Below are 16,451 nucleotides of genomic sequence, written 5' to 3'. Positions count from 1 at the left end.
TGAGGGCCGGCGCCATGGCGGTTCGTTATAGACCGCGCTTTCCACCTTTCACAAGCACCCCTCCGAGACCTACGCGACATTCCGACGAGGGGTTACCGCTTTTAGTGAGCATCAGGAAAGTCAGGGAGGAGTAGGCGAAATTTGATTCGAACAAACCACGAACATTTTGTAGGATCCTCGCATGGTTCAGCGGAGCTACAAATACCGGTTTTATCCGAGTGAGGCCCAGAGCGTGGTCCTGACAGAGATGCTGGGCGCCTTCTGCGATCTCTACAACGCGGCTCTCCAGCAGCGCATCGAAGCCTATCGACGTCAGCACAAGACACTGCGCTATTTCGACCAATCAAGCGAACTGAAGGCGGTCCGCGCCATCGACGAGCGCCTCGCCGGCTTCAGCTATTCCGCCGCACAACAGGTGCTCCGCCGTCTGGGCAAAGCCTTTACGGCCTTCTTCCGCCGCCTCAAGACCAAGGCCAAGGCCGGCTTTCCACGCTTCCAGGCAAAGCATCGCTTCGACAGTGCCGAATTCCGGGTCGGCGACGGTCTGACGATCCGCAAGAGCAAGCGTCTCGGCATCACCGGCATTCCCGGCGAGATCAAGGTGAAGTGGCACCGCGCCCTTCCGGCCGGTGCGACGGTCGGAGCCGCCGTTTTATCCCGCGCGGCCGGCAAGTGGTTCGTTTGCTTCCAGATTGTCTTGCCTGACCAGGAGGGGCCACCGCGCGATGGTGCCGCGGTCGGCATCGACGTTGGCTTGTCCAGCCTGATTGCCACCTCGGACGGTGAGAGCATAGCAACGCCGCATTGGACGAAGCACGTGGCCAAGAAACAGCGTCGTTTGCAACGTGCCCTTGCCCGCTGCAAGCGGGGCAGCCGACGCCGGCTCAAGGCCAAGCACCGGCTTGCCCGCCACAGCGCCCACACCGCCAACCAGCGCCGCGACTTCCCGCATAAGTTGTCGCGCTCCCTGGTGGAGCGCTACGCCGTCATCGCCTTGGAGGATCTGAACGTCGACCGTCTGGCCCGCTCGAGGCTGGCCAAGGCGGTCCACAACGCCGCCTGGGGCCAGCTTCGCTCTTTTCTCGAGTACAAGGCTGCAAGTGCCGGTGTTCGGGTGAAGGTCGTTGATCCGCACGGGACAAGCCAAACCTGTCCAGTCTGTGGAGCCGACGTTGCCAAGACGCTCGCCGACCGCATGCACATATGTCCGTGTGGCTGCGTGATGGATCGCGACATCGCTGCGGCGACGGTCATCCTGCAGCGGGCACAGGGAATGGGGCCGGGAACCGGCCTTCGGTCGCAAAGCCAGCGGGTTACCGCCTAGCTTGACCGAGAAGCTGTCGCCATTCAGGCGATAGAGTGTTCACCCGACCGGAGCGCCTCATTCTAGGGTCCGGACTCATAACCAGTATGCGACGGTTGCCACGATGTGGACGGCGGCCATGAAGTTGATGGCGGAGCGGTCGTAACGTGTGGCGATGCGCCGGAAATCCTTGAGGCGTCCGAACATGCGCTCGATGACGTTACGGTTCCGGTAGAGGTAGGGAGAGAAGCAGTTTTTCCAGCGCTTGTTGGCGCGTGGCGGGATGTTGGGCGCGGCTCCCGCCTCTTCGATCTTCCGGCGAACAGCGGCACTGTCGTACCCCTTGTCGCCGTGCAGGAGATCGGTGGCGGGCATCCGGTCGAGCAGACGGTCGGCGGCGGTGCAGTCGGCAACCTGACCGCCGGTCAGCAGAAAGGCGAGTGGCCGCCCGCGCGGATCGCTCAGGGCATGGATTTTGGTGGTTCTCCCACCTCTGGACCGTCCGATGGCCTGGGCGCGCTCTCCCCTTTACCGCCGCTCGCCGAACGATGGGCGCGGACCGCCGTGGAGTCGATCATCACCTGGGCCGGTGGGCCGCCCGCCGCCGCCAAGGCATGGAAGACGTCCTCCCACACGCCCTTGGCCGCCCAGCGGACGAAGCGGTTGTACAGCGTCTTGCGGGGGCCGTAGACCGGTGGAGCATCCGCCCAGCGCCCGCCCGACTTCAGTACATGGACGATTCCGCTGATCACACGGCGATCGTCCACGCGCGGCTTGCCACGGGTGTCGCGCGGAAGGTGCGGCTCCAGCCGCCCAAACTGCTCCACCGTCAACCAGAACTGACCGTCGCTCATCGCAAAGCCCCTTTCCAGGGCGTTGAATCACAACGATTCCCTTCGGGAAAGGCTCTTTATGGGTCCGGACCCTAGGACAGGGGGCGAGACAAGACTCCAAACACCCTCCCCTCCGGCGACGACCGGTCAGCGTCGAGGCCTGGGTCAAGGTTGGAGTCTTGTCGCGCCCCCCCTGCCGTCCGGTCCCCGCCGACAGGGGCGGAAGGCGGCTGGAGGCGGATCTGGCGGGCAATCGGGGCAAAGCTGGGCGGGGTGGGGCGCGACAGAACTCCAAATCCGGCTGTCGAAAGCAGCGGCGCAGGGGGCGAATCACCGGCGAGTCGTGGCCGATTCGCCTCCACGACTCGGAAATAAGCGAATCGGAAGCGATTCGGGGTCGAATCGAAATGTCCCGGCTGGAGTCTTGTCGCGTCTGCCGAAAAATCCACAGGCAACGCGGACTATCCGCTGGAGTCTTGTCGCGGGAGTTCTGGAGTTTTGTCGCGCGACTCGCGATTCTCTACTGGAGTCTTGTCGCGCAAACTATTAACTGAATCAAATAACCGTACAAATAGTTTGAGCGACAAGACTCCAAATTGCTGGCACTAACCGAGCGTGATATAGCGTTGACCGCAAAGTCGTGCCAAGGTCAGCTCGATATGGGACAGATACACACCCTGATTACCCAGCTGGGACGCGACCAGGCGAAGGCGCTCCAGACGGATCCGGATCAGCGTTCGCTAGTCGATGTGGCTGCTGCCGTCCTCGAAGAGGAGCGGCAGGAGCTTGGCATCACCTATTCGGGTTTTGCGCTGACGGCTCTTCCGCATCGTCGTCTTCCCGATGACCAGCCGTGGGAGCGTCGCGGACATAAGATCCGCTTGCTGATCGAGCCTGGTCGACTGCCGATCCGCAACGGTGGCTTTAAGCTTTACGGGGTTCCGTACGGCAGCCGCGCCCGGATGATCCTGCTGTATCTGCAAACCCGGGCGATCCAGACCGACAGCCGCGAGGTCGAGCTGGGCCGCAGCATGCACGAATGGCTCGACCGCATGGGCCTGTCGGTGGGCGGCCAGACCTACCGCGACATCCGCGAGCAGGCCTCGCGCATCGCCGCCTGCAACCTGACCTTCGCCTGGGAGGACGCCCACAGCATCGGCTTCGAAAAGGGGTCGATCGTCAAGGGCGGCATCCATTTCTCGACCAATACCGGGGCGGAACCGGGCCAGGGATCGCTGTGGGAAGACCGCGTCCTGCTGTCCGAGGCCTTCTTCCGCGAGCTGAAGGCCCATCCGGTGCCGATCTGGGAGCCGGCGCTGCGCCACATCCAGAACAACAGCACCAGCATCGACATCTATATCTGGCTGGCCTACCGGCTGCACAGCCTGAACCGCTCCACCCCGATCACCTGGCCGGCGGTGTTCGAGCAGTTCGGCGCCGGATACAGCCGTCTGCGCGATTTCAGGAAGCGGTTCATCGAGGCGCTCCAACTGGCGCTTGCGGTTTACCCGGACGCGCGGGTCGATGTGGAAGAGCAGGGGCTGATGCTTCATCCCTCGCCGCCGCCGATCCCGGAGCGCAAGTTCGCCCAGCTTTGCCGGTGATTTCGCGGATCGGGCGCTGACGCAAGACGCGTTCGGCGCCCGATCCGCGTCTGCATCCTATCCGTGCAGTCGTCATTCCCGCGCAGGCGGGGATCCAAGTTTCCTGTTCAAGTGCTTGATATGGCGGGATTCTCTGCCTGCGCAGGACTGACGGCTTGCAAATATTCCGGATTGGAACGAGAGCCTCACCCCCCTGCGACAAGACTCCAAACTCCGCAGCGCCCCAACCGCTCAGGGATTGGCGCGCAGCGCTCCGCCCAACGGGGTCAGCAGACGGCGGAGCGTTGCATCCAGACGGCTTTCATCGAGGCGGCCGGACAGGGCCAATGCCTGGGGCGGCATCATGAAGAACGGGGCCTCGCCGGCCGCCCCGCTGCGCTGAAGGGTCGCGGCGAGCGCCAGCAGACGGCGCCCCTCCTCATGCCGCAGCGTGGCATGGACCAGCACCAGCAGGGTGCCCGGCTCGGCGATGCGGGCGTCGTTGGGGGCGAGCGCCGTGACCGCCGGACCGGAGGCCAGCAGGCCCGACAGCACCGCGGCGGCGCGGCCGCACAGCGCATCATCCCCGACATCCATGGCCGGGCCGCCCTCGGCATCCACCGCGCAGAGCATGCCGACACGCTCGATCCGCTGGAAGAAGGGCAAGGGTGAATTGGCAGGCGACATGGCGGCGGCCTCCGCGGCGAGGATGAACAGGCTGGCGGCGATCGGCAGCGCCGGGCGGAGCCGGCTCAGGATCCGTGTCATCGCGCTTCCTCCATATCGGTGATGGAACCGGCATCGTCCGGCAGGAAGCCGCCGACCTGACGGCGCCACAGCCGGGCATAGGGGCCGTCGCGGCGCAGCAGGGTGGCGTGGTCGCCGTCCTCGAGGATGCGCCCCTTCTCCATATAGAGGATGCGGTCCATGCCGGTGACGGTCGACAGCCGGTGGGCGATGGCGATCACCGTGCGGCCCTCGAACAGGCCGAGCAGCGCGTCTTGGATCAGATGCTCCGTCTCGGAGTCGAGCGAGGAGGTCGCCTCGTCCAGCACCAGGACCGGCGCGTCCTTCAGGAAAGCGCGGGCGATGGCGACCCGCTGGCGCTCGCCGCCCGACAGCTGGATGCCGCGTTCCCCCACCACTGTGTCGTAACCGGCGGCACGGCTCTCGATGAAGCGGTCGCAATGGGCGCGGGCGGCGGCGGCGCGGATCGCCTCGTCGCTGGCCCCCTCGCTGCCATAGGCGATGTTGTCGCGGATGGAGCGGTGGAACAGGCTGGGCAGCTGCGGCACCTCGGCCACCGCGCGGTTGAGCGAGGCGAGGCTGACCGCGGCGATGTCCTGCCCGTCGATCAGGATGCGGCCCCCCTGCAGCGGGAACTGCCGGCGCAGCAGGCGGATCAGCGTGCTCTTGCCCGCCCCCGACGGGCCGACCAGCGCCACCCGCTCCCCCGGCCGGACGGTCAGGGACAGGCCGTCGAAGACCGTGCCGTTTCCCGGATGGGCGAAGCGGACCTCTTCGAAGCGGATGGCGCCATCGCCGACGGTCAGGTCGGGGCGGCCCGGCGGCTCCGGGATCTCATGCGGGCGGACGATCAAATCCAGGGCGCCGGACAGGACGCCCAGCTGTTCGAAGAAGCCCAGCATCCGCGTCGACAGGCCCCAGACATTGGTGCCGACGATGCTGGCCAGCGAGAAGATCATGGCGAACTCGCCGATGCTCATGCGGCCGGCCGTCGCCTCCGAGACGGCGAGGCCGATCAGGACGATCTGGAAGACCAGCAGGGCGTTGAACAGCCAGAACCACATCTTGGTCAGGAACCAGCGCAGTTCCTTCGACCGGTCGATCTCGCCGGTCAGCGCGTCGGACAGGCCGGCCAGCTCCTGGCGGCGGCGGGCGAAGGCGCGCACCAGCTCGGCATTGGCGATGATGTCGACCATGCGGCCGGTGGTCGACGACACCTCCTCCGAGAAGGCGTGCGACAGCCGCAGGCAGCGCCGGGCCAGCAGGGCCGACAGGGTCAGGTGCGCCACGGTCCAGCCGACCAGCAGGCCGGCGAACAGGGTCTGCGCCGAGGCCAGCAGCGTCAGGCCGATGGCCAGGATGACGACGATGCGGATGATGTCGTTGGTCAGGATCTCCAGGATCTGGATGGCGCTCTGTCCGGCCTGCTTGACCTTCTGGCCCAGGTTGCCGGCGAAATTGTCCTGGAAGTAGCGCGGCGAATGGTCGATCAGGTGGTCGAACAGCCGGACCTGGATGGCATGGCGCAAGGCCGGCGAGGTGTGCAGATCCACCAGCTCGCGCAGGCGGTTGAACAGGGCCGACGCGATCCACAGCCCGCCCAGCAGCAGGAACCAGCGCATCACCTCCGCCGTCCAGGCGGGGGAGCCGGAGGGATGGCTTCCCGACAGTCCGGCCCCTGATATCCCGGTGAGCGCATCGACCAGCCCGCGCATCGCCACCGGCTCCAGCCCCATCAGCCCGATCCCGCCGGCAGCGGCGAGGTTCAGCAGGATGGCGCGGCCGAGGAAGCCGTCGCGCACGAACATCCACAGGAAGCGCCAGGGCGAGGAGGGCAGGGGGGAGGAGGGCAACGAGGAAGAGGGTCGGGACGAGGACAAGGGGCGTCGGCGCTCCGTCGCGCGATGGACCGGGCAGTGCCGGCGGACAAGAGGACCTTATAGGCGCAAGGCGGCAGGGGTGGAACGGGTCCTTCCGGCGGACCCTGCTCCGGACGGTCTCTCTCCGGCCATTTTGCGGCTTGCGCCTATGCCCTTGAGGCGGGTTGCCGGATTCGTCTGTTGACGGTGGAATGGAAGCCCTCGAACGCCTCAAGGCTCTGCACGCGGCACTCCGTCATTCGTTGGAACGAAGACGGCTGCTGCTGGAACAGAGCCGCGAACGCCTGCGCCTGACCGAAAGGGCGCTGACCGCGTCTCATCGCCTGATGGAGGGCAACCAGCATGACCAGCACACTCCCCCCCCTGGACCGCTCTCTTCCGGGCCAGACCACCCCGGATCAAGCCGAAAGCCGACGAAGTGATGCCGAAGACTGGCGGCGGCGCAGCGAGACGCACCGCAACAAGGGCGAGGATGCCCGCCGCGCCGCCGAACTGATGCGCGAGAAGGCCGAAGAAGAGCGGACTGTGGCGTTCGAGCGCCATATGGAGGCGGAGGGTGCCCGTCTGGTGGCCGAGGAAGGACGGATCACCGGTGAGGCGCAACGGCAGGAAGCCGAGGACTGGCGGACCGAGGACGAGGATGGGCGCCGGTTGAGGGAGCAGGCGAGGGGCGTGGCGGAGGAGGCGCGTCAGGCCGAAGAGCGGGCGCGACTGCTTCAGGAGGCGACCCGTCTCTATGCCGAAGAGGCCCGTCTCTATGCCGAGCAGGCGCGGACCGAAGCGGAGCGGGCGCGGGCGGCGGCCGACGAGCAGCGCCTGCTTCTGGAGGAGATGCGGGAGACCGTCCGGCGCTATGAGGCCCTGCTGGCCCACGGCGGGTAGAGGGGGCGGGTAGAGGGGCGGCGGGGAGAGCGCCCCGGTCAAGCGGATGGTCTTAGCCATCGACAGCGGTGACGGATGGTTGCAGGCTGTCGCCCCATTCCTCCGTTTTCCGGGCATTGTCTTTCCATGCGGATCCTGTTCGTCCACCAGAACACCCCTGGCCAGTACAAGCATCTCGTCCGTCATTTCGCGGCGGATCCGGCCCACCGGGTCGCCTTCATCGGCAAGGTCCGGCGCGAACTGCCGGGCGGCGTGCAGATGGCGCTCTACCGGCCGACGCGGGAGGCGGGAGAGAACACCCACCCCTATATCCGCATGTTCGAAGGGCAGGTCCTGCATGGGCAGGGCGCCGTGCGCGCCGGGCTGGCCCTGCAGAAGGAGGGCTTCACCCCCGACGTGATCTGCGCCCATCCCGGCTGGGGCGAGGCCCTGTTCCTGAAGGACCTGTTCCCGGACGCCCGGCTGCTGCTCTATTGCGAGTTCTTCTATCGGGCCGACGGGTCGGATGTCGGCTTCGACCCGGAAAAGCCGGTGACGCTGGAGACGCGCTGCCGCATCCGCACCAAGAACACCTCCCTGCTGACCGGGCTGGACGCGATGGACTGGGGCGTCAGCCCGACCCGGTGGCAGCGGCAGCAGCATCCCGAGGCCTTCCGCCCGCGCATCTCGGTGATCCATGACGGGGTCGACACCACGGTCTGCCGGCCGGATCCGGCCGCCACCGTCACCCTGCCCGACGGCCGCACCCTGTCGCGCGAGGACGAGGTGGTGACCTATGTCGCCCGCAACCTCGAACCCTACCGCGGCTTTCCCATCTTCATGCGGGCGGCGGCGGAGTTGCTGCGGCGCCGGCCGAAGCTGCACATCCTGATGGTGGGCGGCGACGAGGTCAGCTACGGCGCGCCGCCGGAGGGCGGCGGCACCTGGCGCGAGACCATGTGGCGGGAGACGATGCTGGACGCCGCCGGCGCGCCCAGGCCGGAATCGTCGCGTCTGCATGTGCTGGGCAAGCTGCCCTATGACAGCTACCTGTCGGTCCTGCGCATCTCGCGCGCCCACATCTACCTGACCTTCCCCTTCGTCCTGTCCTGGTCGATGCTGGAGGCGATGGCCTGCGGCGCCGTCATCGTCGGGTCCGACACGCCGCCGGTCGCCGAGGTGATCGAGGATGGGGTGAACGGGCTGCTGACCGGTTTCCACGACCCCATGGCGCTCGCCGACCGGGTGGAGACGGCGCTCGACGACCCGGACCTGCGCGCCGCCCTGTCGGCCGCCGCAAGGAGGACGGCGGTGGAGCGCTTCGACCTCGCCACCGTCTGCCTGCCGGCGCAGATCCGCCTGCTGGAGGATGTGCAGGCCGGCCGGGTGCCGACGGACCTTGCACCGGGGGGCGGAGTGAATTAACCCGATTGTCAGAAAGCACCGGTTACGGTCGGGGTTCATTTCGATCCCGATGCGGCTCCCGCTCCGGACCATCCGGGGCTTTTGGGGGCCTGCCGGCGGCTTCGAGCGATGCGGCTTTAAAGGACGGAACCGGCGGTGACCACACACTCCAGCAAGGCGGGCGCGACGAAGCCGGAACTTCCTGCCGATGGGTCCGACCTGTCGGGCACCGGGCTCGAGGCGGGCTTGCGCATGCTGGACGGCCGGTCGGTCCTGGTGACGGGGGGAACCGGCTCCTTCGGGCGCCGCTTCGTCGAGACGGTGATGCGCCACGCCAAGCCGCGCCGGGTCATCATCTTCTCCCGCGACGAGTTCAAGCAGTACGAGATGCAGCAGCGCATGCCGGCGGAGTGGGCGCCGACGCTGCGCTATTTCATCGGCGACGTGCGCGACCGCGAGCGGCTGGAACTGGCGATGCGCGGCGTCGATTTCTGCGTCCATGCCGCGGCGCTGAAGCATGTGCCGGCCGCCGAATACAACCCGATGGAATGCATCCACACCAACGTCTACGGGGCGGAGAACGTGGTGCGGGCGGCGCTGTCGATGGGGGTGCGGCGTGTTGTCGCGCTGTCGACCGACAAGGCGGCCAACCCGATCAACCTCTATGGCGCCAGCAAGCTGGCGTCGGACAAGATCTTCATCGCCGCCAACAACCTGTCGGGCGCGCTCGACACCCGCTTCGCGGTGGTGCGCTACGGCAACGTCGTGGGGTCGCGCGGCAGCGTCGTGCCGCTGTTCCACAAGATGATCGCCGAGGGCGCCGACCATCTGCCGGTCACCGACGAACGGATGACCCGCTTCTGGATCACGTTGCAGCACGGCGTCGATTTCGTGCTGTCCTGCTTCGCCATGATGCAGGGCGGCGAGATCTTCGTGCCGAAGATCCCCAGCCTGCGCATCGCCGACCTCGCCCACGCCATGGCGCCGGACCTGCCGCAGAAGATCGTCGGCATCCGGCCGGGCGAGAAGCTGCACGAGGTGATGATCACCGAGGACGATTCCCGCCAGACCTACGAGCTGGCCGACCGCTACGTCATCGAGCCGGCCTTCACCTTCTGGCAGCATGCGCCGTACGAGCGGCTGCAGGCCCGCCCGGTGGCCGACGGCTTCCGCTATGCCAGCGACAGCAACGACGACTGGCTGGACGGCGAGCGGCTGCGCACCCTGCTTACGGAAGCGCTCTGATGGCGGGCTCCTCGATCGGGGATTTGCCCTTCCTTCCCTATGGCCGCCAGTCGGTGGACGAGGAGGACATCGCCGCGGTGGCGGCGGTGCTGCGCGGCGACTGGCTGACCCAGGGGCCGGCGGTGACCGGGTTCGAGCGGACGCTCGCCGCGAGGGTGGGGGCGGCGGACGCGGTGGCCTGCGCCAACGGCACCGCGGCGCTGCGGCTGGCCTATGCAGCGCTGGGCATCGGGCCGGGCGACGCGGTGGTCGTGCCGTCCAACACCTTCCTCGCCACCGCATCGGCCGCCCGCCATGCCGGTGCCGAGGTCGCCTTCGCCGACGTCGATCCCGACAGCGGCCTGATGGGCGTCGCCGAGGCCGAGGCCGCCATCGACCGCGCGGCCAGGGCCGGCTGGCGCGTCCGCGCCCTCGCCCCCGTCCATTATGCCGGACAGACCGCCCCGATGACCGGGCTGGATGGGCTGGTGGCGCTCGCGCGGGCGGAGGGGCTGGCACTGGTCGAGGATGCCTGCCATGCCATCGGCACGGTGGATTTGTCCGGCAGCCGCGAGGTGCCGGTCGGCGCCGGCCGGCCGGAGGTGGAGGCGGGGTCGCTGACCGTCTTCTCCTTCCATCCGGTCAAGACCATCGCGGCCGGGGAGGGCGGGGCGGTCACCGGCAGCGACCCGGCGCTGATGGCGCGGGTGCGGCGCCTGTGCAACCACGGCATGATGCGCACGCCCGATCCGGGGGAGGGCTTCGCCGATCCCGACGCCGCCCTGGACGCGGAGGGGAACGCCAACCCCTGGTACTATGAGATGGCGGAGCCGGGCTTCAACCACCGCCTGTCCGACATCCATGCCGCACTGGTGCTGAGCCAGCTCGGCCGGCTCGACCGTTTCGTCGAACGGCGGGCGCGGCTGATGGCGCTCTATGCCGAACGGCTGGCGCCGCTGGCCCCGCTGGTGCGGCCGCCGGCCCTGGTGCCCTGGTGCCGGCCGGCCTGGCACCTGTGCGCCGCGCGCATCGATTTCGCAGCGGCGGGGCGGACCCGTTCGGCCGTGATGGCGGCCTTGCGCGCCATGGGCGTCGGCACCCAGGTGCACTATATCCCGGTCCATCGCCAACCCTACTGGCGCCGCCGCTACGGCGACCTCGCCCTGCCCGGCGCCATGAGCCATTATGCCCAGACGCTGTCGCTGCCGCTGTTCCCGGCCATGGCCGACGGCGATGTCGACCGGGTCGCCGCGGCGCTGGAGCGGGTCCTGTCCTGACGGGTGTCCGGCCCGGAACCCCGTCGGTCGTCCAGGCGGCCGTTCAGGGTCCGGACGGTTTCGCCCAAGCGATTCCGTTAGCGTTTTGGACAGGATGGACCGATAACAATGGCGTCGTCAGGAGGGCATAGACCTAGGTCGAACGGCTGGAGAGCCGGATGGCCGGGGTCGGGTCGTCCCGAACGCCTCTTCACAGTGTTTCGCGTACGGACCTCCGAATTTGCTTCGCAACACGCTCTGGAATCTGCTCGGCGAGGGGCTGCCCATGGCGGCGGCCCTGCTGTCGATTCCGTTGCTCATCTCCGCCGTCGGGATGGAGCGCTTCGGCGCGCTGACCCTGATCTGGGCGCTGCTCGGCTATCTGGGCGTGCTGGACCTCGGGCTGGGACGGTCGCTGGTGCAGATCGTCGCCGACCGGATCGGCCATGCGGGCGGGCCCGGGGAGACGCCGGAGGAGGCGGGGCAGGGCTCGGCGAATACGGCAGGGATCGCCGGGCCGGCCATCGCCCTGATGGGCGCCATCGGCATCCTGACCGGCGGGGCGGTGGCGCTGGGCGCCGGGCTGCTGGCCGACCGCTTCCAGCTGGAGACCGGCACCTCGCCGGACGAGATCCGGCTCAGCCTGCTGGTGGCGGCGGCCATCGTGCCCATCGCGCTGATCTCCGCCGGCCTGCGCGGCGTGCTGGAGGCGCACCAGCGCTTCCGCCCGATCAGCCTGGTGCGGATGACGGTGGGGGTGCTGAACTACCTGAGCCCGCTCTTCGTGCTGCCCTTCAGCCAGAGCCTGGTGCCGGTGATCGCCGCCATCGCGGCCGGGCGCTTCATCGGGCTGGTCGGCTATGGCGTTCTGGCGGTGCGGCAGGTGCCGGATCTGCTGCGGCCCGGCCGCTGGGGCCGCCCCGCCCTGCGCGGGCTGTTCACCATGAGCGCCTGGATGATGCTGAACAATCTGGTCGGCCCGGCGATGCTCTATGCCGACCGCTTCATCCTGCTCAGCCTGGTGCCGGCGGCGATGGTCGCCTTCTACACCACCCCGTTCGAGCTGCTGTCGCGGCTGATGGTGATCCCCGGCGCCCTGTCGCTGGCGCTGTTCCCGCTGGCCTCCAGCCTGTTCCGGCGCGATCCGCCGGCGCTGGGCCGCATCCTGGACGCCGGCGGCCACCTGACGCTCGCGGTGTTCCTGGCGATGCAGGCCGCCACCATCGTCGGCGGCGAGACGGCGCTGGAGCTTTGGCTGGGGCCGGCCTTCGCCGCCAACAGCGCCTCGGTGCTGTCGATCCTGATGCTGGGCGTCTTCTTCAACGCCACCGCCTATGTGCCCAACACGCTGATCCAGAGCGTCGGCCGCGTCGACGTGACGGCGCGCCTGCAGCTGGTCGAGCTGCCGGTCTATCTCGGCGTGCTGTGGCTGCTGGCCGAGCGCTATGGCGCGGTCGGCGCCGCGGCGGCCTGGAGCCTGCGCACGGCGGTCGATTGCGGGCTTCTGCTGGTCCTGCTGCCGCGGCTGGCGCCGGGGACCGGGACGGTGGCGCTGACCATCGGCCTGCGCGCCCTGCTGGCCGGGGTCGCCGGGCTGGCCGGGCTCCTGGTCGGCGGGCCGGTCGGGGCGGCGATCAGCCTGACCGGTCTGCTGGCGGTCGGGCTGGGGGTCGCCGGCCGGCTGCTGCGCACCCGGTCCTGGGAAAAGCTGGCCGCCCCGCTGCGCAAGAACCGGGCGGTCCCGCTGCCCGCCGCGCTGCCGGCACCGCGGATGAACGGGCAAGCCATCGACGGAGCGGCGGCCGACCGCCCGTAACATCCTGATCGCGGCATCGCCGGCCGGGTCCGGCCATGCCCGGCCGCTGCGGCGCGCAGGTGGTTCCTTTGCCGCCGAAAATGCGCTATGTGAGCGGAAACTCTGTGCAACGCTGGTTGGAGTTCGAAGGCCATGGCCGAGGGTACTGTGGACTATTACGCGATGGTCGAAGAGGCTTGGCAGCTCAGCGACACCGCGCGCGATTACGTGAAGAACGCCGGCCGCGAGGTGGACAACACCGAGCTGTGGGAAAAGGTGTTCGCCTCGTCGGCGCTGATCGACCTGGATCGCACCCGCGCCGAAGGCGGCCAGCCGCTGCAGAAGATCTTCTTCAAGAACCCCTACGGCCTGCAGTACCGCGCCGACCACAAGGACTGGATCCCGTTCCGTCACGGCGCGCTCGACCCGGCCTATCTCCAGGTCATCTGATCGCGTCATCTGATCGCGTCATCCGGTTGGCGTTGCCTGATCGGTCCTGACCCGGCGGCCGGTGCCGTCCTGCGGTAGGGGTTTGGGGGAGCGTGCATGGCACGGCTGGTGGCGGGGCAGGGCTTCGCCCTCGATCTGGATGAGGCCCGGCTGGCGAACGGTTTCGTCGCCGATGCCTTCACCACCGTGCCGGATGCCTCCTCCATCGCCGCCGGTGCCGGCAGCCAGACCGTCGCGCGTACGGTCGCCGGCCGGGCGCATGCCGCCACGCTCGACTATGCCGCCGCCGGCAGCGGGGTGGCGGCGTCCGTCCGCTTCACCGGGCTGACCGACCGCGATGCGTCCGGGCTCTTGCGCTATCGCATCGAAGGGCTGGATGTCGCCCTGACCGGTGGGACGCTCGACCGGCTCGGCGCCCGCATCTTCCAGCAGATCGACGGCTTCGTCGGGGCGGACGGCAACGACAGCGTCTATCTGGGAATCCCCGGTGGACGCAGCTTCGACGGCGGTGCCGGCACCGACCGCGCCATCTACACCGCCGACCCGCGCCGCTATGCCGCCCAGGGCGGCAGCCACCGTGCAGAGACGCCGGTGGTGGTGGCGCTGGACAGCCGGCGCTATGCCGTGGTGTCGAGCCTCGCCACGGATACTCTGACCGATGTCGAGCTGCTGACCGTCGACGGCCGTACCACCGCTCCGGCGGCCTTCGCCTTCGATGCGCGCAGCTATCTGGCGGCCAACCGCGACCTTGCCGCCGCCTTCGGCGACAACGCGATCGCCGCGGCGGCCCATTACGCCTGGAACGGCCGGAACGAGGGGCGCAGCCTGGGCGGCTTCGACGCGCTGGGCTATCTGGGCGCCAATCCGGACGTGCTGGCGGCGGTCGGCCTCGATGCCGGGGCCGCCATCCGGCATTACCTGGCCTATGGCGCCCGCGAAGGGCGGACGGCCGGCTTCGACCCCTACGGCTATCTCGCTTCCAACCCGGACGTGCTGGCCGCAGTCGGCATCGATCCGGCGGCGGCGGTGGTCCATTACGCCCGCTTCGGCCGGGGCGAGGGGCGCGGCGTCACCTTCGACGCCGCCGCCTATCTGGCGGCCAACATCGACGTGGCGGCGGCCACCGGCGGCGACGCCACCGCGGCCAAGCTCCATTACCTCTCCTTCGGCCGCAGCGAGGGCCGGCCGCTGCGGGTGACGCCCGGCCGGTCCGTGACGGCTGCCGCCGAAAGGCTGGCCCTCGCGCAGGCCGCTCCCGCCTGGGCGGCGGACCTGTTGTCGCCGCAAGCGGCACCCGTGACGGTGACCGGCACGACCGGCAACGACACGCTGAGCGGCAGCGCCGCCTATGACGCGCTGGGCAACCCGATCAGCGACGCGGTGGACGGGCTTGCCGGGATCGACAGCTTTGTGCTGACCGGCGCGCTCGCCTCCTACAGCCTGTCCTTCGACGGCAGCGGCAACCTGCAGGTCAGCGGTCCCGACGGCACCGACACGCTGACCGGCATCGAGCTGTTGCAGGCCACCGACGGGGTCTATCCGCTGGGGTCGCTGGTCGGCTTCTCCCAGCCTTCGCTGAGCGGGTTGACCGTCTCGGCCGCGGCCACCACCGGCAACGACTATCTGGTGGGCGGGCTTCAGAACGACGCCATCGGCGGCGGCGGCGGGAACGACACCATCGCCGGACTGGCCGGCAACGACACGCTGTTCGGCAATGCCGGCAACGACGTCCTGCTGGGCGGCGACGGTGCCGACCAGCTGGAGGGCGGGGCCGGCAACGACCTGATGTTCGGCGGTGCCGGGGACGACCTGATGCGCGGCGACGTGATCGACGTCGTCGGCAACGACACCCTGCTGGGCGAGGACGGCAACGACTGGCTCGACGCCGGGGCCGGCACCGACTGGCTGGACGGCGGCGCCGGCAACGACACGCTCTATGGCGGGCTGGGCAGCGACGTGCTGCGCGGCGGCAGCGGCGACGACGTGCTGTTCGGCGACGTCTATTCCGACCGCAGCCACGAGATCTCGGTCAATCCCAACGACACCGTCACCGGTTACGAGGACGTGCTGCTGGGCGGCAACGGCAACGACACGCTGACCGGCGGCTATGCCGCCGACCTGCTGGACGGCGGTGCCGGGGCGGATGTCTTCTCCATCCGCAACCCGAACGAATCCACCCTGGCCGCCCCCGACGTGATCGTCAACTTCAATGGCGCCGTCGTGGCGGCGGAGGCGTTGAAGGGGCTGGCGAGCTATGCCACCGCCGGCGCCGAGGGCGACCGCATCGACCTGTCGGAGATCGACGCCATCGCCGGCGCCACCGCGAACGACGCCTTCACCTTCATCGGCACCGCCGCCTTCAGCGCGGCGGGTCAGCTGCGCTATCAGGCGTCCGGTGCGGTGACGCTGATCGAGGGCGATGTGAACGGCGACCGGACGGCCGATTTCCGCATCCAGGTCAACATCGCCAACTACAGCTTCTCCGCCTTCGACTTCGTGCTGTAGGTCGGCGGCCACCCTCATGATGTTCACCCTTATCAGGACCGAGCGGTTCGAGCAGGACATCAAGAAGAGCCGCTTCCTGGCCCAGGCCGCCCCGGCCGGCAGCGAGGAGGAGGCGCGCCGCTTCATCGCCGCGTCCAGCATGCCGGATGCCGGCCACAATTGCTGGGCTCTGCGGGTCGGCGACGTCTACCGCTTCAGCGACGACGGCGAACCGGGCGGGACGGCAGGGCGGCCGATCCTCCAGGCCATCGAAGGACAGGGGATGGACCGGGTGGCGGTGGTGGTCAGCCGCTGGTTCGGCGGCATCCTGCTGGGGGCGGGCGGGCTGGTGCGCGCCTATGGCGGCACGGCGGCAAGCTGCCTGAAGGCGGCGGAGCGCGAGCCCATCGTCGCCTATGTCACCCTGTCCGTCGCCTGCGGCTTCGCCGAGGAGGCGCGCATCCGCTCCAGCCTCGGCAGCTTCCCCGGCACGCGGGTGGAGACCACCGGCTTTACCGCCGACGGGGTCCAGCTTCTGGTCACGCTTCCCCAGGACCGGTCCGATGCCTTCGTCCGGCTGGTCACCGACATTTCCCGCGGACAGGCGGTGGTCGAGCGCGGCGGGGAATGA

The 16,451-nt window shown here is 68.9% G+C and carries 13 protein-coding genes; 10 read left to right on the top strand and 3 right to left on the bottom strand.

What is annotated here, in order from left to right; all coding sequences use genetic code 11:
* The first annotated feature begins 181 nt into the window (after positions 1-181).
* Positions 182-1,324, top strand: coding sequence for an RNA-guided endonuclease InsQ/TnpB family protein (locus ABNQ38_RS06955; RefSeq protein WP_377806405.1), 1,143 nt, complete (start codon positions 182-184; stop codon positions 1,322-1,324).
* Positions 1,325-1,399: 75 nt separating this feature from the next.
* Here ABNQ38_RS06955 and ABNQ38_RS06950 read toward each other — a convergent pair.
* A protein-coding gene (locus ABNQ38_RS06950) for an IS5-like element ISAzba5 family transposase (protein ID WP_377806404.1) occupies positions 1,400-2,157 on the bottom strand; the annotation gives its coding sequence in 2 pieces (ribosomal slippage) (positions 1,400-1,830 and positions 1,830-2,157; 759 coding nt in all).
* Positions 2,158-2,795: 638 nt separating this feature from the next.
* Between ABNQ38_RS06950 and ABNQ38_RS06945 the strand changes: the two genes are divergently transcribed.
* The gene (locus tag ABNQ38_RS06945) at positions 2,796-3,740 is read left to right on the top strand and encodes a replication protein RepA (RefSeq protein ID WP_377806403.1); all 945 of its coding nucleotides are present in this window, start codon (positions 2,796-2,798) and stop codon (positions 3,738-3,740) included.
* 231 nt (positions 3,741-3,971) lie between these two features.
* Here the strand turns inward: ABNQ38_RS06945 and ABNQ38_RS06940 are convergent, their stop codons facing one another.
* Positions 3,972-4,487, bottom strand: coding sequence for a hypothetical protein (locus ABNQ38_RS06940; protein WP_377806402.1), 516 nt, complete (start codon positions 4,485-4,487; stop codon positions 3,972-3,974).
* Entirely contained in the window at positions 4,484-6,319 is a 1,836-nt protein-coding gene (locus tag ABNQ38_RS06935; RefSeq protein ID WP_377806401.1) for an ABC transporter ATP-binding protein, read from the bottom strand. The genes ABNQ38_RS06940 and ABNQ38_RS06935 overlap by 4 nt, the downstream gene beginning before the upstream one ends.
* Positions 6,320-6,688: 369 nt before the next feature.
* Here ABNQ38_RS06935 and ABNQ38_RS06930 point away from each other — a divergent pair, with 369 nt between their 5' ends.
* The 8 genes from ABNQ38_RS06930 (at position 6,689) to ABNQ38_RS06895 (ending at position 16,451) form a co-directional block, all read left to right on the top strand.
* Positions 6,689-7,228 (top strand): hypothetical protein, encoded by a 540-nt coding sequence (locus ABNQ38_RS06930; RefSeq protein ID WP_377806400.1) that lies wholly within the window; start codon positions 6,689-6,691, stop codon positions 7,226-7,228.
* Between the two features lie 126 nt (positions 7,229-7,354).
* A complete protein-coding gene (locus tag ABNQ38_RS06925) occupies positions 7,355-8,632 on the top strand; it encodes a glycosyltransferase family 4 protein (protein ID WP_377806399.1) in 1,278 nt (425 codons plus the stop codon).
* Between the two features lie 231 nt (positions 8,633-8,863).
* Positions 8,864-9,856: a UDP-N-acetylglucosamine 4,6-dehydratase (inverting) gene (gene pseB / locus ABNQ38_RS06920; RefSeq protein WP_377806475.1), complete on the top strand. Its 993-nt coding sequence runs from the start codon at positions 8,864-8,866 to the stop codon at positions 9,854-9,856.
* Complete coding sequence (locus ABNQ38_RS06915; RefSeq protein ID WP_377806398.1) at positions 9,856-11,112, top strand: aminotransferase class I/II-fold pyridoxal phosphate-dependent enzyme; 1,257 nt, start codon at positions 9,856-9,858, stop codon at positions 11,110-11,112. The genes pseB and ABNQ38_RS06915 overlap by 1 nt, the downstream gene beginning before the upstream one ends.
* A 220-nt stretch (positions 11,113-11,332) precedes the next feature.
* Entirely contained in the window at positions 11,333-12,907 is a 1,575-nt protein-coding gene (locus ABNQ38_RS06910; protein WP_377806397.1) for a flippase, read from the top strand.
* A gap of 132 nt (positions 12,908-13,039) precedes the next feature.
* Positions 13,040-13,336 carry a hypothetical protein gene (locus tag ABNQ38_RS06905; RefSeq protein ID WP_377806396.1) on the top strand — a complete coding sequence of 99 codons (297 nt, stop codon included), beginning with the start codon at positions 13,040-13,042 and terminating at the stop codon, positions 13,334-13,336.
* Positions 13,337-13,432: 96 nt separating this feature from the next.
* Positions 13,433-15,841 (top strand): calcium-binding protein, encoded by a 2,409-nt coding sequence (locus tag ABNQ38_RS06900; RefSeq protein WP_377806395.1) that lies wholly within the window; start codon positions 13,433-13,435, stop codon positions 15,839-15,841.
* A 19-nt stretch (positions 15,842-15,860) separates the two neighbouring features.
* Positions 15,861-16,451, top strand: coding sequence for an IMPACT family protein (locus ABNQ38_RS06895; protein WP_377806474.1), 591 nt, complete (start codon positions 15,861-15,863; stop codon positions 16,449-16,451).

The sequence above is a fragment of the Azospirillum sp. A29 genome (assembly GCF_042604625.1).
In the GTDB taxonomy this organism is placed as follows: Bacteria; Pseudomonadota; Alphaproteobacteria; order Azospirillales; family Azospirillaceae; genus Azospirillum; species Azospirillum palustre.
The sequence above is the reverse complement of the archived record's forward strand: the minus strand, read 5'-3'. Positions and strand labels throughout refer to the sequence as shown.